Here is a 20,174-nt window from a genome sequence, read left to right as displayed (position 1 = left end):
TATGAAAACTATTGAGAAGATAAAAGAAGATAAAAACTACACAGCAGTTGATCTAGGTAGTTTAGATGAGTTAATGGAATATTCACTTATTCATAAAGTTAATAAAAACAAAATAGAGGGTAAAGTTTTTTTAAAAGAGGCTACAAAATCAACTGGTACTGAAATATCTTTTAACTCTTTGGCTGCTAAAACTGAACAGCCTTATTTTCATATACATTATAAAAATGAAGAATCATATATTATTTTAAAAGGTCACGGTTTTTTTCAAGTTGACGGGGAGTGTTTTGAGATAAAAGAGGGTTCTGTAGTTCGTGTTGCACCTAGTGGTATTAGAGGGATTAGAAATGACTCTGATGAAACTATGATTTATATGGTAGTTCAATCAAAAGAAAACTCATTGGAAGAACATACAACCGATGATGGAGAAAGAGTAGCCTTTGAACCGAAATGGTAAGAACTGTTTAATAAGATAAGCTGTTAGGCTTATCTTATTTATAGGGAATTGTAAATTCTATATCTACGTCTGAAAATGATTTATTTTCATGAAAAGTTGCACATTTTTTGGCAAAAGCCATAAATGAATTTTCCATATTATAATCTAAAATATCGATTGTCCCTTTTGCAATAATTTTCCCAGTAGTTACTTCGTACATCATAGGAACTTCTTTTGTTACTTGATTCATTGTGATATCAAGTACCAATTTTTTTTCTTTTTCATCTACTTTTACTATCGAGCCTTCAATTGTTTTTGAGCTAGCTAATGAAAATAGTGTTGAAGTAATATTAAGGTTTCTTTCTTTGTTATTAGACTCAAATGAAGCGGTCTTTATCTTAACATTAGAACTTTTTAAAAATTCAGATAAATTGTCTGACGATTCAACCTTTAATTTTACATCATTAAATGAACCAGAAACAGGAACTTTTTTTTCTGTTTTAAATCCTGTCCATTTTACACCCAAATCACCATTTAATTCATAGGCACTTAAACTTGATAGTAAACAAAACGATAATATTGAGGATATAAGTAAACTTTTCATAAAAACTCCTTTTATTTTATTTACAAATTTACAAAAAGAGTGATTAAGAAGAAGTAATAATAAAAATCTATATTATTAATATCAGTTAAAATAGATAATTGTTTATTTAGTCAATTTGATTTTGTGTAAAATCATATGTAACAGCATGATTATTAAGATGTTCTTCTAAGGCTAATTTATACTCTTTCATAAAGTAATCTATGATTTCGTCTTTTGCTTCAATCATATCTTCAGCACTCTTAAAAGAAGTAGCTGCCATATATGTTGTAAATCTTGCAGAGCCATACATAAATGAAGCACTAACTTCGCCTATAGTTAAGCCTTGTTCTAACTGTTGATTTGCAAGCATAATTTGAGCATCTGCTCTTTCTAAAAATTCTTTTGTTTTATTACTCATAAGTTTTCCTGTTTTATTCTCATCCTCCAAGAATTTTCTTGGAGGTAAAATCTATTTAATAGTTTGAACTGTAATTGAAAAGTCTAGGTCTTTTCCTGCTAGAGGGTGGTTAAAATCTACTTGTACTTCATTATCATTAATAGCTACTACTGTAACTTGAATAGGATTACCATCCTGACCTTGTGCTTGTAGAGGCATACCAACTTGTAGTTCTAAATCTCCAAATTGTTCTTTTGGTACCATTTGTTGTGCTTCTTCGTTATATTCTCCATATGCTTCTTGACAAGGTACAGAGATCTCTCTTGAGTCACCTTCATTCATATCTTGCATTCTAGATTCTAATCCAGGGATTAATTGTCCAGCACCAAAAGCAAACTCTAAAGCATCTTTATCTATATTGCTATCAATAACTTCACCATCAATTTTTAATTCATAATTTATTGCAACCATTTGATTATTTTCTATTGCCACTATATCTCCTTTTTTTTCATAGTGATTATACTCTAACAAAAAAAATCTTTTTTTAGCTAAATAGTATCTGATATTTATTAGAAATATTTAAAAAAAAGAGCCTAACATTTTAAATATAATTATTAAGAATTATAAGATAAAATTGTATTATAATTAACTATATTATTAGTATAGGAGTTAATTATGGCTATTCATAAAAAAGAAGTTGAATTAATTCAATCAAATCTTCACTGTCTATGTTATTCCCCTGGACCTATAGATGGTCTTTTAGGTAGAAGAACCGAAGGTGCATACTCTTTATGGCAAATCGATTCAGGTTTTGAAGATATTATTACTTTAAAAGATGAACTCGAAAAAAGTGAGTATACACTATCAAGAATAGAAAATCTAAATTCTAATGCAGAAGAAAACAAAGACATTATAAATATGTCCTTTTCTAGTAAAGAAGCATTAATTGAAGCTGTTTGTACTTATGCTCCAAAATTTTCTTTAGATTTAAAGGCACATTGGGCATATGTACTAGCTACAATTGAATGGGAAACAAATAGATCTTTTCTTCCCATAGAAGAAGCTTATTATATATATGGTGGAACACCTTCACAAGATGATGACAAATGGCAAGATCGTGAAAATTGGAGAAAAAGGAATTTTCATTATTATCCATACTATGGAAGGGGATATGTTCAATTGACATGGGAAAGAAACTATAGGTTTTATGCTAAGCTTTTTGGGATATCTTTAGAGCAAATGGTAGATAAAGCTTTAGAATCAGGAGCTTCACTTTTTGTAATATTGCATGGAATGAGTGTAGGGTATTTTGGTCAATCTATCCATCAGCATATTACTAAGCATAGATATGATTTTGAAAATGCACGAAGATGTGTAAATGGTTTAGATCATGCAAAGGATATAGCAAAATTAGCTAAATCATGGATGAAAAAAATCTAATTAAATATTAAAAAAAATACAGTATCATAATAAATCTTTTACAAAGGGGTTTTATGAAAAACTATTTAATCGTAGCTATAATTATTGTTGCCATTGGATATATGTTTGTTATTATGAAAGATAAATATGACAATATGAAAGAAACAAATCAAAAAATATCTCAACAAAAATAGATAGGAAGATTATGAAAATTGCAATTTTAGATGATTACCAAGATGTTGTTAAAGGTTTAAAGGCTTTTACTCTTTTAAATAATTTTGATGTGATAGTTTTAAATGAAACTATAAAAGATGAAAGTCAATTAGCTGTTAAGTTGATTGATATTGATATCTTAGTTCTTATTAGAGAACGAACATTGATAACAAAAACACTTTTGGAAAAACTTCCAAATTTAAAACTTATATCTCAAACTGGAAGATTAAGTTCTAATATTGATTTAAAAGCTTGTGATGATTTTGGTATAAAAGTTGTTGATGGTATTGGTTCTCCTATAGCTCCTGCTGAACTTTGTTGGTCTTTAATTATGATGGCATCAAGGCATTTATATGATTATATTTCTAACTTTCAAAACAATAGCTGGCAAAATAGTTCATATAAAGGTTTAGGAAAATCATTACATGGACAAACTTTAGGAATCTGGGGATATGGCAAAATAGGACAAAGAATAGCTTCCTATGCAAATGTATTTGGAATGAAAATAAAAATTTGGGGAAGTGAAGAGTCTAGAAATAAAGCTGTAGAAGATGGTTTTGAAGCAAGCTCATCAAAACAGGAGTTCTTTTCAAGTTGTGATATTGTTTCAATACATTTAAAACTTAGTGAAAAATCTAGATATTGTGTTAAACAAAATGATTTAGAACTTTTAAAAGATGGTTCTATTTTTGTAAATATTAGTAGGGAACAATTAGTTGAAAAAAATGCCTTGTATGAAGTTTATAGTAAAAATAAAAATAAGTTTTTAGCTATAGATGTTTTTGAATTTGAACCTTGCTTGCCTAAAAATTTACCATTACTAGGTTTACCAAATGTATTAGCAACTCCACATTTAGGTTATGTAGAAAAGCAAAATTATGAGATATATTTTAAAGCTGCCTTTGAAAATGTAGTTGATTACATAAAGACTATATGAATATAAAACTTTTTTATGACAAAGAATGCCTTTTTTGTAACTCCTATGCAAACTATGTAGAACTAAAAGAAAACCATGATTTAGAGATTTTGAATGCAAGAACTGAAACAAAATCAATAAATGAATTAAAAGTTAAAGGTTTTGACATAAATGATGGTTTTATTATTGTTGTAGATGATAAAGATATCTATCAAGGTTCTGATGCAATAATATTTTTAAATAAAATCTCTGAGAAGAAGATTTGTTTTTTTGATAATCTCTTTTTTAAAAATATAATTTATCCTATTTTAAAAGTTATTAGAAAACTTACACTAAAACTATTAAATAAAAAACAACATTTATAACTATTTATAGCAAAAAATGAGAAATTAAAAAACACTAAATATTATTTTTAATTCTTCTAGCAAGCAATTCATTGGAAAATCTTTAAAAAAAATCATTTAAATAATTATGAAAAATCATTATTTTCAGGCTACATACCTTTGATATAATCTTTTATAATAAAGGAGTACGAATGAGAAGGAAAGTATTAAAATTATTACAAAATGATACGTTTATAGTATTATCTCTTGATATGATTCTTATAGTGAGTGAAAGTTCATTAACATACAAGAAATCAGTACTTAAGGAAACATCATGTTAAGTCGTATAACTATACAACTAAAAGTTTTACTTTTAGGAGGAATAACATTACTATTTTTAGTAATATTATCAATAAGTTCATATATTGGTATAAGTTCAATTGGAAATGAAATAGAAGAATTAGCAGAATATCAAATAAAGTTAAATTCAAATATATCAAAAATTGAAGCTGAACTTTTAAAAGAAGAGAGTCTTACTTATAAATTGATGTTAGAAAGCTCTAATACAAAAAGCAAAGAGTTTATATCTTTAAAAAATGAGTTAAACGTGATATATGGTAGTATTATCAAAAATGTTAAAGATTGTGAAGATATCTCAGTTAAGGCTATAAATCATAACAGTGATGTAAAAGTAAAGTCTACATATGAAAAATTTTTAAAAGGATGCAAAAATTTAGAAGAAGAACAATCTATATTTCACAAAAATCTTCTAAGATTTGAACATGATTTAACAAATGGTATAAATACAAACTTAAAAGAAGAAAAAACAAAGTTAATTTCAGAATTAAAAGAGATGGATGTTTTTATAATTTCTTTAGCAGACTTTATTCATAAACTTGTAGAAAAATCATCAATAAAGGCTGAAAATGATGAACATACAATTTTAAATATCATAATTGTAATTTCAATAATCTCAATAATATTTTCAAGTTTATTTGCATTTTTTGTGATTAAAAATATAAGAGGTTCTTTAATATTATTTCAAGATGGTTTATTAAACTTTTTTGCATATATAAATAGAGAAAAAGATCATATAGAAGAGATAAATCTAGACTCTAAAGATGAAATTGGGATTATGACAAATGTTGTAAATAAAAACATTATTAAATCAAAAACTATGATTGAAGACGATAGAGATTTAATAAATGATGTTAAAAGAGTAGTTAATGAAGTAAATAAAGGTTTTCTTGATCAAAAAGTTGATAAAACAACTCAAAACGAGGGCTTAGAAGAGTTAAAAACTGAGTTTAATAAAATGCTTGAAAATACAAGTAACAATGTATGTAGTGATGTAAATAAAATCAATAATATTTTAGATAAATTCTCAAGTTTAGACTTTACAAACAGAGTTGAAAATGATGAAGGGAATGTATCAAAAGGCTTAAATAATCTAGCAAATATTATAAACGGTATGTTAGTTGAAAATAAATCAAATGGTTTAACATTGTCTTATAGCTCTTCTATATTACTTGATAATGTTGATTTATTGAATAGAAACTCAACAGAGTCTGCATCATCTTTAGAAGAAACAGCAGCAGCATTAGAAGAGATTACAAGTACAATAATTAATAATACACAAAACATTGTTGAAATGTCTACAAATGCTAATAACTTAAAAAAATCTTCTTTAGAAGGAGAATCTTTGGCAGAACAGACTAATTTGTCTATGGATGAGATTAATGAACAAGTTAATTCAATCAATACTGCAATTACAGTTATTGACCAAATAGCATTCCAAACAAATATTCTTTCACTAAATGCAGCTGTAGAAGCAGCAACAGCAGGAGAAGCTGGAAAAGGTTTTGCCGTTGTAGCACAAGAGGTTAGAAACCTAGCAACTAGAAGTGCTCAAGCAGCAAAAGAGATTAAGGAAATAGTTGAAAATGCAACCCAAAAAGCAGATAATGGAAAAGAAATAGCTAATAAAATGATAAAAGGTTATACAAATTTAAACTCTAGTGTTTTAAAAACTATAGAATTAATTTCAGATATTGAAGCTGCAAGTAAAGAGCAACAATATGGAATAGAGCAAATAAATGACGCAGTTTCACAATTAGACCAACAAACTCAACACAATGCATCAATAGCAAGTAAAACCCAAGAAGTTGCTACACAAACAGATCAGATTGCAAAACTTATAGTAAGTAATGCAGATGAAAAAGAATTTATTGGTAAGCAAACAGTTCAAAGAAAAGAGTTTTAACTCTTCTTTGAATTATAAATTTCTTATTCTTTTTAAACAAAATCTTAGTTTATAGCCATTTATAGCGAAAATATAATAAGTAAAAAGAATATCAATTATTATCTATAACTCTTGTAAACCCCAATATATGGTAAAACTTTAAAATATAAATTATTTAATTTTTTTTAAAAAACTATTATATTCAGGCTATATATCTTTGCTAGTATTTTTTATAATAAAAGGAGTAGCAATGAAAAAAATAGATTTAGAATTAATACAAAATGATGTGCTTCAAAAATTAAAGTCAATAAGTGACATTGAATTACCTTTAAATATATATGACTTAGGATTGATTCAAGGTACAAAAGTTGAGATTTCAAAGGAAAGTAAAGTGAATGTAGAAATAACTATAACACAAATTGATTCAAGGCAAAATAATCAATTTTATTTTATTGATGAGATAAAAAAACAACTTCAAGGAATTGAAAGTTTAGGTGAGTCAAATGTTAATTTTGTGATTGGACCAAAGTGGGATTCATCAATGATGACACCAAGAGGCCTAGAAAAGTTAATCAATATCAATAGTTTATAAAGTAAATAAGGTTTAATTTGAGAATTAATATTTTTCCAATAGTTGTTTTATTTTTAATCTACTTCTCTTCTAGTCCTATATTTGGTCATGGAGTAAGCCAAGAGGAAAAAAATATGATACTAGAAGGTGAAAACTTAAAATATATCTATATTGGAATAATCCATATGTTAAAAGGTTATGACCACCTTTTATTTTTATTAGGAATAGTCTTCTTAATACAAAGTAGTTCTCAAATTATAAAATTTATAAGTGCTTTCACATTAGGACACAGTATAACTTTAATATTTGCAACTATTAATAGTATCCAGGTAAATAGTTATGTTATAGAATCAATAATAGCATTTAGTGTTTGTTATATCGCTTTTGTAAATCTAAATGGATTTGAGAAGATTTTTAATATAAAACCATTAAATACTCTAATGATGGTATTTGTATTTGGATTAATTCATGGGCTTGGTCTATCTTCAATATTACAACAATTTCCTTTGAAGAGTGAAAGTTTGTTATCAAATATTATTAGTTTTAATATTGGTATTGAGATTGGACAACTTATTGCTATTTTTATAATCTATATGATTTTATCAATGATTAAAAAATATAGTATCTATAATATTTTTAAAATCTTTGTTAATATATTAATATATCTATCTGGTTTGTTTCTTTGTTATGTACAAATCCAGAACTATTTATCAAGCCCTTCTAATAATAAAGTAATTAATGAAGAAAGATATAAAGAGATTATCACTATAAATCTACCAGCTCACTCTGAGATTGAATATAAAGTTTGGATGGATATTGGAAAAGAACTTAAATACTCTTGGTATTCAGATAATACGAAATTATATTATGACTTCCATGGTGAACCTGCAAGTAGTGTAAATGGCTATTTTGAAAGTTTTAAAGAAGGTACAGCAAGTAAGGATGTTGGAAAAATCATATCAAGTTTTGTTGGAAAACATGGTTGGTATTGGAAAAATGATTCTAACTATCTTACAACTATAGTATTAAAACTAAATGGAGATTACAAACTTGAGCGTAGAAAATAGCAAAGACTACTTTCTTGCTATATTTTTTAGTTAAGGTATTATTATGGAAAAAGAACAAAAAGAAATATTAAAACAAAAAGTTATCGAACAGTTAAATACTATTGAGGATTTAGAAGTTCCTATTAGTATTTATGAACTAGGATTAATTTACGATATTTTTATTGAATCTCTTGAAGAAAAAATAGAGATTACAATTCATATGACTCAAATTAATTTAAGGTGCAATAGTAATAAATCCTTGTTAGATTTAATATCTTCAAAGGTTGAATCTATAGAAGAAATAGATAAATGTAAAGTAAAACTTGTTTTTACTCCTAAATGGGATTTTACTATGATATCTGCTGAAGGACTTAAAAAACTAAGAAAAAATGCTAATTAAGATATAATACTAAAAACAAAAGAGTATATATGAAACAAGATTTAAGGTTTAATCTAGAAGATATTAGCCAGATTATAATTGGTGCTTTTGCCTTAGCTATTCCAGTATCCTTTTCTCAAGAAGCTTGGGAATTAGGAGAGACACTCCCTATTGCAAATCTACTTTTATTACTTTTCTTATCCTTTTTCTTTTTGGGATTTTATACCTATCAATCTATTTTTCAAGGTAATGTAAAATATAGAATGTTTGCCTTTATTTTTAGAGTAGTGATTGCTTATTTAATAGCCTTTGTTGTTGTATCATTAATCTTATTCGCCATTGGAAAACTTCCTTTAATTGATGAGACCTTTATTACTATAAAAAGAATCATAGTTATATCAATGCCCGCTTCCATGGGTGCAATTATCGTTGATGGTTTTGATAAAGAGTAAAAATGATTGAAAACATTTTTAAAGATATAAATATTGATAAAGAGAATGAACAGTTTTTTGAATTGATAAAAAAAGATGATATCAGAATAGAAAAAATTGTTTCAAATGGGCAAGTTTCTCCAAAAGATTTTTGGTATTCACAAGATGAAAATGAATTTGTTATTGTTCTAAAAGGTGAATCTATTTTAGAGTTTGAGGATAAAGAGTTTACTTTAAAAGAGGGTGATTATATTAATATAAAAAAGAAAGAAAAACATAGAGTTAAATATACTTGTAAAACCAATCCCACAATTTGGTTAGCAATTTTTTATAAGTAATTTTTAAATCCCAAGTTTTATACTTGGGATTTATATATTAAACTATTTTATTTACTACAACTTTAAAGTGTAAATCAGCACCTGCCATTGGGTGATTATAATCAACTGTTACATTCTCTTTATCAACTTCTATAACTGTAGCTTTAAAAGTGTTTCCATTCTCATCATCTGCTTCTAAAACTAAACCGATCTCTAAATCAATACCTTCAAATTCATTTGCAGGTATAACTTCAGTTAAAGTTTTATCATATTCACCATAAGCTTCAATCGCAGGAACAATAAGCTCTTTTGTTTCACCTGTATTCATAGATGCAATTCTTTCTTCAAGACCTTCTAAAAGTTCACCCTTACCAAAAACAAACTCAATTGGGTCAGCATCTAAATTACTTTCTATTAAATTATCATTTACTTTTAACTCATATTGTAGTTTTACAACTTGATTTTTTTCTATTGCCATATCAATCCTTCAAAAAAATATCTCGTACTATATCAAAATTTATTGTTGTGAAAAATTAATATTAAAATTTAGGAATAGAAATTGCAAAATTATAAATAAATTTTATTTTTTTTATAACTTTTTGTGCTATATAGAGGCTATAAAAATTGGATAAACTCCATTTTTAATATAATAATACACATTTCGAGGAATATTGATGGACAAAGTAGTAATTATTGGTGGTGGATATGCTGGAATATATGCGCTTAGAGAACTTGTAAAAAACAAGAATATAAAAATAACACTTATAGATAAAAATACATTTCATAATTTACAACCAGAAGTTTATGATTTAATAGCAAATAAATCAAGTATTGCTGATGTAACGATAGATTTAACAACCTTGTGCATGGGTTTTAATCACCCTTATTTAGAATATAAAAATTTAAATGTAAAAAAAATTGACCAAGTAGAGAAAAAGATTTTCACACAAGAGCAAGAGATAGTTGAATTTGATTATTTAGTTATGGCTGCAGGTACAAGAACATTTTTCCCACCTGCAATTTCTGGATTAAATAGTGCCCATGATATTAAAAAATTAAATTGGGCAATGTTCTTTAAGCAAAGCTATGAAAACCAGTTATTTAAAAAGATACAAGATGAAGCAAAAAAGTGTGATGACACTCATATTGTAGTAGTTGGAGCTGGACTTTCAGGGGTTGAAATTGCTGCGGAGATGGCATATAATTCAAAAATGTTTTTTTCAAGGGGAAATTTCTCTTGTGACAATTTAAAAGTTTCACTTATTAGTAGTTCAGATACTATTTTACCTGGACTAACACAAGAATTAATATCAATTTCACATAAAAGACTAAAATCACTTGGAATTAATGTAATTACAAATACAAAATTACAAAAGTGTGAAGATGGATATGCCTACCTTTCAAATGGAACAAAAATAGAGCACTCTTTTTTAATCTTTACTGGGGGAGTTGAAGCTTCGAAAGTTACAGAAGAGCTTGATGTCAAAAAAAATGGAAGAGGTCAGATTGTTGTAAATGAGTATATGCAAACTGATAAGTATGAAAATATTTTTGCAATTGGAGATTCTGCTGAGATTAGAAACGCTAAAGATGAGCTAATGCCTCCAAATGTAACCATTGCAAGAATTAGTGGGACAAATGCAGGTAAAAATATTTTAAATATGATAAAAAACAAAAAACTTGAAAAATGTAATCCAAAACTGGATGGTATTTTAATTGCCCTTGGTGGTAAATATGCTGCTGGTAATATTATGGGATTATTCCATGTGAGTGGAAGATTAGCTTATGAGATTAAACACTATGTATTTACTTCATATAGAAAGCCTTTATTAAAAACAATCAAAGCTGGGTATAAAAAGCTTAAAAAACTTTAATCTTAAATAATAAGGAATCATAAAAGATATTTTAATTAAAATCTTTTATGGTTTCTAAATTTTTACTACTAATTTTTATTTTCACAAATATATTGTTTGCCTCTTTTGAATACGTAAAAGTGGGTAATATAGATAGATATTACAATTCAAAAATCTCAAATGAACAATTAAAATCTTTACTTCTTGAAATAAAAGAGGACTTAGAATCACAACTTCAAACTAATATCTTTGATTTATCTAGTACTGGAAAACCAATAAACCTAGTTTATATGGAACCCTCTTTACTTGAAAAAAGAATAGAAAGAAAAATTAATAGACTAAAATCAAAGCAAAAAAAAATAGATCAATTACAAGTATATTTCCCAAAAAATCAAATAATAATAAATAAAGAAAAAACACTATTTAAAAAACAGAATGCACTTTTAAATAGTAGAATAAAAAATTTTAACTCCTATGTAAGAGAAATAAATAAAAATAGAAATATCTCAGGTGAAAAGTTCAAGAGAGTAAAAGCAGATATCACTTCAAAAAAGAAAAAGCTTGATATAGAAATAAAAAAGATGAACAGATATAGAGATGATATAAAAAGAAAGGTAAATAGATTTAATACTAAAGTTAATAGTTTTAACGGCCAAATTAGAGAATATAAAAGACTAAGTAAAGAGCTTGAAACCTTAACAAGAGGTTTTAAAAAAGTTAAAGGTATGACCTTTGGAGTAAAAGAGATAAACACAAAAACCTATCATAAAGATGGTAAAAGAGTTCAAGAAAAAACCCAAAAACAAAGAATGAATAAAATAGAGATTTATGGATTTAGTTCTATGGGTGAGCTAAAAGCAATATTAGCCCATGAAATATTGCATTTAGTTGGAATCCCCCATATAAATAACAAGTATTCTTTAATGAATAGTGTAATACAAGAAAATCAAATTAAAAATCTAAAATTAACAAAAGAAGACATTAAAAACTTCAAAGAAAACTTTTAATTCATATTTTATAGCATTTTATTTGTATAAGTTCTACTACTTGTGCTAGAGAGTGAATATAGCATACTTTCATCTAAAGATAATAAAGGGAAATCAAGTACATTTTTACTTAAAGATCTTATTTTATCAATTCTGCCTATTGCCTTTTCAAACATCAGCTCAACTACATTTGTATAACTTAGATTTTCTGATAATTCACAAGCTTTGGGAAAATAGCTTGAACCTTCAGTCATTCCAGGGACTAAATTAGCTTCAAGAAAAAAACATTTACCGTCTTTATTTGCTTTTATATCAATTCTTCCAAAATCTCTTACTCCTAGATTTATAAAAGAATCATAAGCAAGCTCTTCAACTCTTTGTTTTAAATCATAATCAGTAATAGGTCTTAATATTTCATTATTTTCTTTTTTTGCTTTTTCACCAAGAGTTCTTAAGCCATTTTTTGATTGTGCTGCAATAATCTCAATTGCATAAACACTAATGTCATCGTTTCTGTTTTTTATTATTGAAACGGTAAATTCTCTTCCATCTAAATATTCCTCAACTAAAACTGGCTCTTTAAACTGTGTATAAAGAGATAGAAGTTTATTCTCATATTCTTTAAATGTCCTCACAAAAGATTTATCATCAATGCCGTTTCCATTTGCTGCATCCCTTGGTTTTAAAAAAAGAGGAAACTTCAAAGGAAGTTCATTTTCTTTATACTCTTTTGGAATTGCAGTAAAAAAATCTGCTGTAGGTATACCTTTTCTTCTTAAATATGATTTTGCAAGAATTTTATTTGAATCAAATTTTAATATATCTTTAGTTGATCCTGTGTAATTAATATTATGTTTTTTAAAATAATCACTTAACCAAATATTTGGTTCATTTACTAATGATATATATTTTACAGCTAAAACTACTAAGTCAGGCTTTCTTTCCAGTACTTTTTCTAAATCAGACTTATCTTTACAGATACTTAATTTTACTTCATATTTTAAAGATCTTAAAGATTTTAAAATACTTTTACACGCAATTTCTGCACCAAATCCAGTCTCTATTAAGTATTTATTTGGTGTTGTTATTATTTCTATTTTCATAGGTTTTCCTTTAAACTACAAGGGTTATAATGTGAGCAATATCTAGTGCTATTACATTATTATCTAGTAATGATATTAGTTAATATATATTTACAGTTTTAATGGAATTTAGCTATTACTTAGTCACACAATGGTGAATATTATTGCTATTAGAAATACACTGTAAATAAAAGTGCATAATCAGTATGAGTGTTTGAACAAATAATTGAGATATTTGTTATTGTAGATTAAATTATGGGTCTAAACTTAAGTAAAAGTTCTTATTTTGAGTCTTTTTTTGCTTTTTTCTCAGCTTTTTTTTCTTTTATTGATTTTGCAGGTGCCGTTTTTACTGCTTTTTGGGTATTTTTACCTTTAGCCATTTTGTCTCCTTTATAAGGTTAGTATTACAGTATATCTGAAAAAAAGGAATATAGCTCAATAAATAAAAATTAATTAAAAATGTTTAATAATATAATAATTAGTAGACTATCTGTCATATTAATACTAACTAATAAGAGAGAAAGTCTATAATTTTATAAAACTAACAATAAATTTACATAATTATATTTGATAATCTTGTCTATTGTCTCCCCATTCAAATATAAAACACATAGGTAATTGATCTTTTTTGTTTAAATATCTTGCTGTAAAATACCCTGAAACAAATATTGATACAATTGCTACAACTGAAGCAAATGCTAAAGTTGAAAGTCCTGTTAGACCTTGTCCTACTGTACAACCAATAGAAAGGATACCACCTGTTCCCATCATTGCACCACCAATCATATTATTTCTTACTCTATTTTCACCTTTTGCTGAGGTACATCCAAAACTATATTTTCTATTAAATTTTGACATTAAAAAAGCACCAAATACAATACCAACTATTAAACTTATTGAAAAGCTAAGTTCATTTACTTGGTATAACATAAATAGTTCAAGTGTTTTAGCTGTTGGATAAACAAATGTTATTCCAGCTGGGTCAATCATTCTTTCAATACTTTCCTCACCTAATACTGATGTTATAAACCAAGCTGCTGCAACAAGTAGTCCAATTAAAACACCATCCCAAAGGTTTGGTAATCTAACTGCATGTCTCACTAAAACTTTTAAAAGTATTAATAAAACAGCAATAACAAAATAAATATTCATTGTAAAATTTTCTAATTTGCTTGACCATTCTATTAAAGTAGGGTTATTTATAAATGGGTCTAAGAAACCATTTAAAAATCCTCTTGTTGTTGCAAAGGCAAAAATACCTATAAAGACTATACTTATTAAAGAATTTTTATCACCTTGAGCAAATTTAATTAAATGTCTATTACTACAACCATCTGCTAACATCATACCTACACCAAATAATGCACCACCAAATATAATTGCAAAATAGTTTAAATTATCTTTGTAATAAACTGTATCAGTTAAGTCAAGTTCAAAATATGAAGAAACTAAAAATGTAGAGATTATAGCTACAATCATAGCCATAATAACAGAAGCACCTCTCATTGTAGATTTTGTAAGAATATAGTCTTTTATAGAACCACTAAAGCAAAATTGTCTTTTTTGTGCAATCATACCAAAGGCAGATCCTATAATAAATCCTAATAAATTTACAATTTGATATATTTCCAAGTCTAACATTCTATTCCTTATTAAATTAATACAGTATATTTATGTAGGGAATTATATATGTTTACAATTTAAATATGTTGGATTTATAAAAGTTAGTTGTTTTAATTAAGTTTAAATAAAACAAAGTAAATAAGTTGAGATTCTAAAGATCTTGATTCTCAACTTTCATATCTTCAAGTCCTTCTAAAATATCTAAGGCTTGTTCTTGTGTTAGTAGATTTTTATCTATGTCAATTAAAACTTCATCAAAATAAAGTTTAATTTGTTTCATATATTCTAATTCCTCGTTTAAGGATTTATTTTTCTTTTTTGATAATTGAGTTTCTATCTCTTTTAAGCTGTCATTTACTTCGGGTAAGATGTCAGTTTGAATAAGTCTTGTAAGTTCTTTGATATAATCCATCAAATCTCCTGTTTAATTTTTTGATTTTCCGGAATTATATCAAAAGATAAAGGATTTTTTCCTTTATCTTAATTTTTCAATGTTTCGTCTAATATTTCTGAAAATCTTTTCCATGAAGCTTTATCTGCTCTTTCATGATATCTATCAGAACCAAATTTTGTAAATGCATGGGGTGCACCACTGTAAGTTAACATTTCATGAGTTACTTTTTGTGCTTCCATTTTTTTAGCTATATCAGCAAAATCATCCATACTAACTGCTTTATCAGCTGTTCCATGAAATACAACAATCTCACCTTTTACCTTTGAATAATCTTGACCTTTAGGAGTTGTTAATCCTCCATGAAAAGGGACAAACTTTTTAAGTTCTGCTCCACTTCTTGCCATTTCTAAAATTACAGTACCACCGAAACAATAACCTAATCCAACTGCATTATTTGTATTTGCTCCTAGTTTTTTTGCTTCATCAAAACCACCTTTTATTAAGGCTCTCATCTTTTCTCTATCTTTATATAAAGCTCCGGTTAAAGCTTTTCTTTTTTTTATTGTATCAGCTACTACACCTTTACCAAACATATCTGCAGCAAAAACTGCATAACCTATTTTATTTAACATTTCTGTTCTTTTTATCTCATATTTATCTATTCCATCCCAATCATGTATCATGAATACTAAAGGGGCATCTTTTGTAGGGCTTGAATAATACCCTTGATAATCTTTCCCATTTACATTATAAGTGACATATTCGCCATTCGCTAATAAAAAACTTGAAGTTAATAGCAAAGCAGAAATTATTTTTTTCATCAAAACTCCTTTATAATATTTTTAAATATCTTACCCTTCAAAAAAAAAATTAAACTTAATATTTTGAGTTAAAGTGAACACTTTTTTCACACATAAAAATTGTATAATTAGAAAAATGTTTAGGATTACTATGATTGATCTAATAAAAAAACTTCCAAAAGCTGAACTTCACCTACATATAGAAGGTTCTTTAGAACCAGAACTTATGTTTAAATTAGCTAGAAAAAACAAAATAAAGATTCCATATAATAGTATTGAAGAGATAAAAAAAGCATATAACTTTTCAAATCTTCAAAGTTTTTTAGATATCTATTATGCAGGGGCAGCTGTATTGATTACAAAAGAAGATTTCTATGATATGACTTGGGCTTATATAGAAAAATGTGTTGAAAATAATATTATTCATACAGAGATATTTTTTGATCCACAAACCCATACTCAAAGGGGCATAAGCTTTGAAACTGTAATCCTTGGAATAAAACAAGCCTTAGATGATGCAAAAGAAAAATATGGAATCACTTCTCATATAATCATGTGTTTCTTAAGACACCTTTCACAAGATGAGGCCTTTAAAACATTTGAAGATGCACTATTGTTTAAAAATATTATAAAAGGAGTTGGTTTAGATTCATCAGAAATAGGGCATCCTCCATCAAAATTTAAAGATGTTTTTAAAAAAGTAAAAGAAGAAGGTTTTGAAATTGTTGCACATGCAGGTGAAGAAGCAGATGTTTCTTATATTTATGAAGCTTTAGATTTATTAGAGGTGAAAAGGATTGATCATGGGGTACAATCAATAAATTCAAAAGAATTAATGAAAAGATTAAAAGATGAGCAAATACCTTTAACTGTATGTCCAAATTCAAATATTGAATTAAAAGTTTTTAACTCGTATAAAGAACACAATATAAAAAAACTACTAGAGAACAAACTTCTAGTTACGGTTAATTCAGATGACCCTGCATATTTCAAAGGTTATTTAAATCAAAACTATATTAACCTTGTTGAAAATATAAAATTAACAAAAGAAGATATAATTCAACTTGTTAAAAACTCTTTTAAAGCTTCATTTATAAGTGATGAATTAAAAGAAAAATATCTAAAAAAGGTAGATGAAATTGGAAGAGATTATAAACTACATCAGAATAAATGAAAACCTCTCAACATCAGGTCAACCTACAGTTGAACAATTTGAAGATATAAAAAATGAAGGCTTTGAAGTAGTTATTAACTTAGCTTTACATAATGCTTCAAATGCCATAGAAAATGAAGATAAAACTGTTACTGATCTAGAAATGGCATATTTTCATATTCCAGTTGATTTTGAAAATCCAAAAAAAGAGCAAGCTTCATTTTTTTTAAACCTTTTAAACTCTTTAAAAAACAAAAAGGTTTGGGTACATTGTGCACTCAATTATAGAGTTACTGTATTTTGTTATCTTTATCATAAACATATTTTACACACACCTTTTGAAGAGATAAATTTTAAAGTCTTTGATGAATGGACACCAAATGAAAAATGGCAAGATATAATGAAAACTCCATATGAGCAATTATCTTTAGTAAAATAAAACTAACAACTTATTTATTAAATTTTAGATACCATATCCTCACTATAAAAAGAGATTATTATATTTTGGAATCAAATTGAGAGTAGAAACAAAACTAGAAAAATTTAATGAACCTTTATATCTAGAAAGTGGTAGGATTCTAGAAAAGTTTGAGATTGTTTATGAAACATATGGTGAGTTAAACGAAGATAAATCAAATGTTATTGTAATCTGTCATGCCTTAGCTGGAAGTCATCATGCCGCTGGAAGATATGCTGATGAAGCAAAACCAGGATGGTGGGACAAGTTAATTGGAAATGGCAAAGCAATTGATACAAAAAAATATTTTGTAATATGTTCAAACAACATTGGCAGTACTTTTGGTTCAACAAATGCTTTAAGTATCGACCCCACTACAAAAAAAGAGTATAGATTAAAATTCCCTGTATTAGCAATTTCTGATATTGTAAAAGCTCAAATGAGACTTTACAAGAGACTTGGAATTGAAAAGGCTAAAGCTGTTGTAGGTGGAAGTATGGGAGGAATGCAAGCACTGTGTTATTCAATTGAGTTCCCAGATTTTGCAGAGCATGTATTTGCCCTAGCAACAACAGCTTATACAAGACCTTGGGCAATTGCTATTAATAAAATTGCCATTGAATCAATAAGACATGATCCAGCTTTTAAAGATGGACATTATGAAAAAGATGATTTAGAAGCTTCTGGATTACCAGGCCTTGCAATTGGAAGAATGGCAGGTTTAATAGCATATTTAAGTCCAAATCTTTTTAATAAAAAATTTGGAAGAGATTATGCTAGAACTGACGGTTTATATGAGTTAATGGGTAGATTTGAAGTTGAAAGATATCTAGAATACAATGCTTACTCTTTCCCAAAAATCTTTGATCCTTTGTCATATTTGTATATTTGTAAAACAATGAACATATTTGATGCAGGAAGAAATAAAGATAAACTTGAAGATTCATTTGAGAAAGTTAACTCTAAACTACACCTTATATCTTTTTCTGATGATATGTTGTTTTTCCCTGAAGAGATGGAAGAGATTAGAGATATTATGATTAAAATTGGAAAAGGTGATCAAATAACATATAAAATGATTGAAAGTAAATCTGGGCACGATTCATTTTTAGTTGAAGTTGAAAAATTTGATCAATATTTAGTTGATTTATTGGAAGGAAAATAATGAGCGAAGAGCAAAAAGAAGAACAAACATTTGAAGTAAAAATCGAAAAAGCAAAAGAGCTTTTAGAAAAACTATCAAATCCACAAATCACATTAAGTGATTCTTTAGACCTTTATAAAAATGGGATAAAAGAACTAGAAGAAGCACAAAAACTTCTAGATGAAGCAAAACTTATTTTTGAAGTTAATAAAAAAGAAGAATCTGAACCTTTTTAAAAAAATATTGCAAAATGTTATATTTTTAGCTACTACTTTTAAAACTAGATAAACTTTCTTTTATACTTAGGAGAAAGTTTATGAAAACTATAACACAACTTCATGAAATTGATAAACCAAGGGAAAGATTACATAAATATGGCTTATCAGCATTAAAAAACTATGAACTTATTGCCATACTTTTAGGTAGTGGGGTAAAGGGTAAAGATGTTATGCATCTCTCCCGTGAAATAGAGAAGTTTTTTAACTCAAATTTTGAAACTATGAGTTTAGAAACCCTCCTTAATATACATGGTTTAGGAAAAGCAAAAGCCAGTCAAATAATATCAGCAATAGAACTCTCACGTAGATATTTAATAGATACCCAACACTACAAAATATCATCAGCAAAAGATGTATATGATGAACTAAGTGCATACAAAAATAAACAACAAGAATACTTCCTAAGCCTATATTTAGACGGAGCAAATAATTTAATAGAAACAAAAGTAATCACAATAGGAACCCTAAACCAAAGCCTAGTTCACCCAAGAGAAGTATACTCATATGCCATAGAAAAAAGATGCGCTAGCATAATAGTAGCTCACAATCACCCAAGTGGAATATTAAAACCAAGTAACGAAGATATAAATGTAACACAAAGACTAAAAGAATCAGGACAAATCTTAGGCATAGAACTACTTGACCATATAATCTTTACAAAAGATGATTTTGTAAGCTTGAAAGAAGAGGGTGTTTTATGATAGAAAACGATTTTGATAAATGGAATAAAGTTAAAAAAGAAACAAATACAGAAAAGGGTTTAGTAGGGTTTAAAACTAGAGATATTTTTAATATAAAAATGGGACACAACATTGGGGTTGAACAAAATGGTAAAGGAGAAGAATTTGTACGACCTGTAATTATATATAAAAAGCTAACAAAAGATATGTTTATTGGAATACCTTTAACTACAACTCAAAGAGAAGGAAGTTTCTTTTTTAAATTTAAATTTATACCTCATAAGATAAGTACTGCTATATTGATTCAAACGCGACTTTTTAGTACTAAAAGATTACTTAATAAAATTGGAGTAATAAATAAAAATGACTATGAAATATTGAAAAAGAAGTATTTAAAACTCTTAGAATAGTTTTACCCCGTCATAAGACGGGTCGTCCCGAAGGATAATTG

Annotated in this window: 27 protein-coding genes; 19 read left to right on the top strand and 8 right to left on the bottom strand. The window is 27.1% G+C overall.

What is annotated here, in order from left to right:
* The first annotated feature begins 1 nt into the window (after position 1).
* Positions 2–454: a cupin domain-containing protein gene (locus AC2TY9_RS13110; RefSeq protein WP_489777966.1), complete on the top strand. Its 453-nt coding sequence runs from the start codon at positions 2–4 to the stop codon at positions 452–454.
* Positions 455–488: 34 nt separating this feature from the next.
* Here AC2TY9_RS13110 and AC2TY9_RS13105 read toward each other — a convergent pair whose 3' ends face one another.
* The 3 genes from AC2TY9_RS13105 to AC2TY9_RS13095 form a co-directional block, all read right to left on the bottom strand.
* Positions 489–1,037 carry a YceI family protein gene (locus tag AC2TY9_RS13105; protein ID WP_489777965.1) on the bottom strand — a complete coding sequence of 183 codons (549 nt, stop codon included), beginning with the start codon at positions 1,035–1,037 and terminating at the stop codon, positions 489–491.
* A gap of 106 nt (positions 1,038–1,143) precedes the next feature.
* On the bottom strand, positions 1,144–1,434 hold the full coding sequence (locus tag AC2TY9_RS13100; RefSeq protein ID WP_489777964.1) for a DUF3144 domain-containing protein: 291 nt from the start codon (positions 1,432–1,434) through the stop codon (positions 1,144–1,146).
* A 51-nt stretch (positions 1,435–1,485) separates the two neighbouring features.
* Positions 1,486–1,905 (bottom strand): FKBP-type peptidyl-prolyl cis-trans isomerase, encoded by a 420-nt coding sequence (locus AC2TY9_RS13095; RefSeq protein WP_489777963.1) that lies wholly within the window; start codon positions 1,903–1,905, stop codon positions 1,486–1,488.
* Between the two features lie 183 nt (positions 1,906–2,088).
* Here AC2TY9_RS13095 and AC2TY9_RS13090 point away from each other — a divergent pair, with 183 nt between their 5' ends.
* From AC2TY9_RS13090 to AC2TY9_RS13045, 10 genes are all read left to right on the top strand, one after another.
* Complete coding sequence (locus tag AC2TY9_RS13090) at positions 2,089–2,853, top strand: hypothetical protein (RefSeq protein ID WP_489777962.1); 765 nt, start codon at positions 2,089–2,091, stop codon at positions 2,851–2,853.
* Between the two features lie 184 nt (positions 2,854–3,037).
* A complete protein-coding gene (locus tag AC2TY9_RS13085; RefSeq protein WP_489777961.1) occupies positions 3,038–3,982 on the top strand; it encodes a D-2-hydroxyacid dehydrogenase family protein in 945 nt (314 codons plus the stop codon).
* Positions 3,979–4,326, top strand: a complete 348-nt coding sequence (locus AC2TY9_RS13080; RefSeq protein WP_489777960.1) for a DCC1-like thiol-disulfide oxidoreductase family protein — start codon at positions 3,979–3,981, stop codon at positions 4,324–4,326. Before AC2TY9_RS13085 ends, AC2TY9_RS13080 begins: the two co-directional genes overlap by 4 nt.
* Positions 4,327–4,496: 170 nt before the next feature.
* Positions 4,497–4,625, top strand: coding sequence for a hypothetical protein (locus AC2TY9_RS13075; protein WP_489777959.1), 129 nt, complete (start codon positions 4,497–4,499; stop codon positions 4,623–4,625).
* A complete protein-coding gene (locus tag AC2TY9_RS13070; RefSeq protein WP_489777958.1) occupies positions 4,619–6,547 on the top strand; it encodes a methyl-accepting chemotaxis protein in 1,929 nt (642 codons plus the stop codon). Before AC2TY9_RS13075 ends, AC2TY9_RS13070 begins: the two co-directional genes overlap by 7 nt.
* A 229-nt stretch (positions 6,548–6,776) precedes the next feature.
* Positions 6,777–7,118 (top strand): metal-sulfur cluster assembly factor, encoded by a 342-nt coding sequence (locus tag AC2TY9_RS13065; RefSeq protein WP_489777957.1) that lies wholly within the window; start codon positions 6,777–6,779, stop codon positions 7,116–7,118.
* Positions 7,119–7,135: 17 nt separating this feature from the next.
* A complete protein-coding gene (locus tag AC2TY9_RS13060) occupies positions 7,136–8,164 on the top strand; it encodes a HupE/UreJ family protein (RefSeq protein ID WP_489777956.1) in 1,029 nt (342 codons plus the stop codon).
* Positions 8,165–8,207: 43 nt separating this feature from the next.
* Positions 8,208–8,543, top strand: a complete 336-nt coding sequence (locus tag AC2TY9_RS13055; RefSeq protein WP_489777954.1) for a metal-sulfur cluster assembly factor — start codon at positions 8,208–8,210, stop codon at positions 8,541–8,543.
* Positions 8,544–8,572: 29 nt separating this feature from the next.
* Complete coding sequence (locus AC2TY9_RS13050; RefSeq protein ID WP_489777952.1) at positions 8,573–8,974, top strand: DUF2391 family protein; 402 nt, start codon at positions 8,573–8,575, stop codon at positions 8,972–8,974.
* A gap of 2 nt (positions 8,975–8,976) precedes the next feature.
* Positions 8,977–9,291 (top strand): cupin domain-containing protein, encoded by a 315-nt coding sequence (locus AC2TY9_RS13045; protein ID WP_489777951.1) that lies wholly within the window; start codon positions 8,977–8,979, stop codon positions 9,289–9,291.
* 37 nt (positions 9,292–9,328) lie between these two features.
* Here AC2TY9_RS13045 and AC2TY9_RS13040 read toward each other — a convergent pair whose 3' ends face one another.
* On the bottom strand, positions 9,329–9,748 hold the full coding sequence (locus tag AC2TY9_RS13040; RefSeq protein ID WP_489777950.1) for an FKBP-type peptidyl-prolyl cis-trans isomerase: 420 nt from the start codon (positions 9,746–9,748) through the stop codon (positions 9,329–9,331).
* 196 nt (positions 9,749–9,944) lie between these two features.
* Between AC2TY9_RS13040 and AC2TY9_RS13035 the strand changes: the two genes are divergently transcribed.
* Positions 9,945–11,144 (top strand): NAD(P)/FAD-dependent oxidoreductase, encoded by a 1,200-nt coding sequence (locus AC2TY9_RS13035; protein WP_489777949.1) that lies wholly within the window; start codon positions 9,945–9,947, stop codon positions 11,142–11,144.
* Positions 11,145–11,263: 119 nt separating this feature from the next.
* Positions 11,264–12,130 (top strand): coiled-coil domain-containing protein, encoded by an 867-nt coding sequence (locus AC2TY9_RS13030; protein WP_489777948.1) that lies wholly within the window; start codon positions 11,264–11,266, stop codon positions 12,128–12,130.
* A gap of 8 nt (positions 12,131–12,138) precedes the next feature.
* Here the strand turns inward: AC2TY9_RS13030 and AC2TY9_RS13025 are convergent, their stop codons facing one another.
* The 4 genes from AC2TY9_RS13025 to AC2TY9_RS13010 form a co-directional block, all read right to left on the bottom strand.
* A complete protein-coding gene (locus AC2TY9_RS13025) occupies positions 12,139–13,212 on the bottom strand; it encodes a D-alanine--D-alanine ligase family protein (protein WP_489777947.1) in 1,074 nt (357 codons plus the stop codon).
* Positions 13,213–13,755: 543 nt separating this feature from the next.
* Positions 13,756–14,835: a YeeE/YedE family protein gene (locus AC2TY9_RS13020; RefSeq protein ID WP_489777946.1), complete on the bottom strand. Its 1,080-nt coding sequence runs from the start codon at positions 14,833–14,835 to the stop codon at positions 13,756–13,758.
* 133 nt (positions 14,836–14,968) lie between these two features.
* Complete coding sequence (locus AC2TY9_RS13015; protein ID WP_489777945.1) at positions 14,969–15,229, bottom strand: hypothetical protein; 261 nt, start codon at positions 15,227–15,229, stop codon at positions 14,969–14,971.
* Positions 15,230–15,297: 68 nt separating this feature from the next.
* Positions 15,298–16,032 carry a dienelactone hydrolase family protein gene (locus AC2TY9_RS13010; protein ID WP_489777944.1) on the bottom strand — a complete coding sequence of 245 codons (735 nt, stop codon included), beginning with the start codon at positions 16,030–16,032 and terminating at the stop codon, positions 15,298–15,300.
* Between the two features lie 130 nt (positions 16,033–16,162).
* Between AC2TY9_RS13010 and AC2TY9_RS13005 the strand changes: the two genes are divergently transcribed.
* From AC2TY9_RS13005 to AC2TY9_RS12980, 6 genes are all read left to right on the top strand, one after another.
* A complete protein-coding gene (locus tag AC2TY9_RS13005; RefSeq protein ID WP_489777943.1) occupies positions 16,163–17,185 on the top strand; it encodes an adenosine deaminase in 1,023 nt (340 codons plus the stop codon).
* Positions 17,151–17,603 carry a protein tyrosine phosphatase family protein gene (locus tag AC2TY9_RS13000; RefSeq protein ID WP_489777942.1) on the top strand — a complete coding sequence of 151 codons (453 nt, stop codon included), beginning with the start codon at positions 17,151–17,153 and terminating at the stop codon, positions 17,601–17,603. Before AC2TY9_RS13005 ends, AC2TY9_RS13000 begins: the two co-directional genes overlap by 35 nt.
* A 76-nt stretch (positions 17,604–17,679) precedes the next feature.
* Positions 17,680–18,786, top strand: coding sequence for a homoserine O-acetyltransferase MetX (gene metX / locus AC2TY9_RS12995; protein ID WP_489777941.1), 1,107 nt, complete (start codon positions 17,680–17,682; stop codon positions 18,784–18,786).
* Positions 18,786–19,001 carry an exodeoxyribonuclease VII small subunit gene (gene xseB, locus AC2TY9_RS12990; protein ID WP_489777940.1) on the top strand — a complete coding sequence of 72 codons (216 nt, stop codon included), beginning with the start codon at positions 18,786–18,788 and terminating at the stop codon, positions 18,999–19,001. The genes metX and xseB overlap by 1 nt, the downstream gene beginning before the upstream one ends.
* An 80-nt stretch (positions 19,002–19,081) precedes the next feature.
* Entirely contained in the window at positions 19,082–19,744 is a 663-nt protein-coding gene (gene radC, locus AC2TY9_RS12985) for a RadC family protein (RefSeq protein WP_489777939.1), read from the top strand.
* Positions 19,741–20,133: a type II toxin-antitoxin system PemK/MazF family toxin gene (locus tag AC2TY9_RS12980; RefSeq protein WP_489777937.1), complete on the top strand. Its 393-nt coding sequence runs from the start codon at positions 19,741–19,743 to the stop codon at positions 20,131–20,133. The genes radC and AC2TY9_RS12980 overlap by 4 nt, the downstream gene beginning before the upstream one ends.
* Positions 20,134–20,174 lie beyond the last annotated feature (41 nt).

The organism is Arcobacter sp. ISO1 (assembly GCF_058105185.1).
Note: the sequence above shows the minus strand (reverse complement) of the source record. Positions and strands in the feature narration are given on the sequence as shown.

Bases quoted from the DNA above. Each gene is read 5' to 3' on its own strand.
- AC2TY9_RS13025 (WP_489777947.1), bottom strand. From the start codon at position 13,212: ATGAAAATAGAAATAATAACAACACCAAATAAATACTTAATAGAGACT.
- xseB (WP_489777940.1), top strand. From the start codon at position 18,786: ATGAGCGAAGAGCAAAAAGAAGAACAAACATTTGAAGTAAAAATCGAA.
- AC2TY9_RS13020 (WP_489777946.1), bottom strand. From the start codon at position 14,835: ATGTTAGACTTGGAAATATATCAAATTGTAAATTTATTAGGATTTATT.
- AC2TY9_RS13080 (WP_489777960.1), top strand. From the start codon at position 3,979: ATGAATATAAAACTTTTTTATGACAAAGAATGCCTTTTTTGTAACTCC.
- AC2TY9_RS13075 (WP_489777959.1), top strand. From the start codon at position 4,497: ATGAGAAGGAAAGTATTAAAATTATTACAAAATGATACGTTTATAGTA.
- AC2TY9_RS13070 (WP_489777958.1), top strand. From the start codon at position 4,619: ATGTTAAGTCGTATAACTATACAACTAAAAGTTTTACTTTTAGGAGGA.
- AC2TY9_RS13100 (WP_489777964.1), bottom strand. From the start codon at position 1,434: ATGAGTAATAAAACAAAAGAATTTTTAGAAAGAGCAGATGCTCAAATT.
- AC2TY9_RS13065 (WP_489777957.1), top strand. From the start codon at position 6,777: ATGAAAAAAATAGATTTAGAATTAATACAAAATGATGTGCTTCAAAAA.
- AC2TY9_RS13045 (WP_489777951.1), top strand. From the start codon at position 8,977: ATGATTGAAAACATTTTTAAAGATATAAATATTGATAAAGAGAATGAA.
- AC2TY9_RS13090 (WP_489777962.1), top strand. From the start codon at position 2,089: ATGGCTATTCATAAAAAAGAAGTTGAATTAATTCAATCAAATCTTCAC.
- AC2TY9_RS13035 (WP_489777949.1), top strand. From the start codon at position 9,945: ATGGACAAAGTAGTAATTATTGGTGGTGGATATGCTGGAATATATGCG.
- AC2TY9_RS13110 (WP_489777966.1), top strand. From the start codon at position 2: ATGAAAACTATTGAGAAGATAAAAGAAGATAAAAACTACACAGCAGTT.
- AC2TY9_RS13005 (WP_489777943.1), top strand. From the start codon at position 16,163: ATGATTGATCTAATAAAAAAACTTCCAAAAGCTGAACTTCACCTACAT.
- AC2TY9_RS13050 (WP_489777952.1), top strand. From the start codon at position 8,573: ATGAAACAAGATTTAAGGTTTAATCTAGAAGATATTAGCCAGATTATA.
- AC2TY9_RS13105 (WP_489777965.1), bottom strand. From the start codon at position 1,037: ATGAAAAGTTTACTTATATCCTCAATATTATCGTTTTGTTTACTATCA.
- AC2TY9_RS13040 (WP_489777950.1), bottom strand. From the start codon at position 9,748: ATGGCAATAGAAAAAAATCAAGTTGTAAAACTACAATATGAGTTAAAA.
- AC2TY9_RS12980 (WP_489777937.1), top strand. From the start codon at position 19,741: ATGATAGAAAACGATTTTGATAAATGGAATAAAGTTAAAAAAGAAACA.
- AC2TY9_RS13055 (WP_489777954.1), top strand. From the start codon at position 8,208: ATGGAAAAAGAACAAAAAGAAATATTAAAACAAAAAGTTATCGAACAG.
- AC2TY9_RS13085 (WP_489777961.1), top strand. From the start codon at position 3,038: ATGAAAATTGCAATTTTAGATGATTACCAAGATGTTGTTAAAGGTTTA.
- radC (WP_489777939.1), top strand. From the start codon at position 19,082: ATGAAAACTATAACACAACTTCATGAAATTGATAAACCAAGGGAAAGA.
- AC2TY9_RS13015 (WP_489777945.1), bottom strand. From the start codon at position 15,229: ATGGATTATATCAAAGAACTTACAAGACTTATTCAAACTGACATCTTA.
- AC2TY9_RS13010 (WP_489777944.1), bottom strand. From the start codon at position 16,032: ATGAAAAAAATAATTTCTGCTTTGCTATTAACTTCAAGTTTTTTATTA.